This is a genomic window from Massilia sp. CT11-108 (assembly GCF_047302915.1).
Taxonomy (GTDB): Bacteria; Pseudomonadota; Gammaproteobacteria; order Burkholderiales; family Burkholderiaceae_D; genus Telluria; species Telluria orientalis.
Map to the genome: position 1 here is coordinate 1 of NZ_JBKYMO010000990.1, position 1,025 is coordinate 1,025.

1 protein-coding gene is annotated in these 1,025 nt (G+C 67.4%); it reads right to left on the reverse strand.

What is annotated here, in order from left to right:
• The coding region (locus ACEN88_RS32585) for an ATP-binding protein (RefSeq protein ID WP_413346388.1) at window positions 1–927 on the reverse strand (927 nt) is incomplete at its 3' end.
• Window positions 928–1,025: the final 98 nt, after the last annotated feature.

Genomic DNA, 1,025 nt, shown 5'->3' on the forward strand with positions numbered 1-1,025 from the left:
CCTCTCGTGGGCCCGCAGATGTGAATAAGCGACAGGTGCCGGCCCGGGCATCGCCTCCTTCGCGCCCAGCAGCTGGCGCACTTTCGACGCCAGCTTCTCGCGGCGGTAGGGCTTGGACAGCAGTTCCACGCCCGGGTCGAGGCGCCCGCCGTGGATGATCGCGTTCTGCGTGTAGCCGGACGTGTACAGGACCTTCATGTCCGGCAGCAGCGCGCGCGCCTGGCGCACCATGTCCGTCGTCTTCAGCTTGCCCGGCATGACGACGTCGGTGAACAGCAGGTCGCAGCGAACGCCCGCCTTCATCACGGCCAGCGCCGACTCGGCATTGTCGGCGCGCAGCACCTGGTAGCCCAGCTCGGACAGCATGCCGACGACGGTCGCCTGGACGTTCGGATCGTCCTCGACGACGAGAATCGTCTCCGTGCCGCCGCGCACCTCGTTCGCGACCGGTTCCGGCAGCGTCTGCTCCGCCTCGAGCACGCGCGGGAAATAGGCCTTGATCGTCGTGCCGTGGCCCACTTCGCTGTAGATACGGAAGTGGCCGCCGCTCTGCTTGACGAAGCCGAACGCCATCGACAGGCCGAGGCCCGTCCCCTGCCCTTCGCCCTTGGTCGTGAAGAACGGTTCGATGGCGCGCTCCAGCACCTCCGGCGTCATGCCGGTGCCCGTGTCGGAAATCGCGAGCAGCACGTACTGACCCGGCGGCACTTCGTGCGCGGCGCTGACGTAGGTGTCGTCGAGCATCGTGTTGGACAGTTCGACCGTCAGCTTGCCGCCGCCCGGCATCGCGTCGCGCGCATTGATGGCGAGGTTCAGCACGACGTTTTCCAGCTGGTGCGGGTCGAGCGTCGTGTTCCACAGCGACGCCGAGACGACGGTCTCGACTTCCACGTGTTCGCCGACGGCGCGGCGCACGAGGTCTTCCATGTTGCGCACGACGCGGCCCGGGTTCAGCACGCAGGGCCGCAGCGAGGAGCAGTTCCGCCTGCTCGTCGACGGCGTGATCGACTATGCCATCTACATGC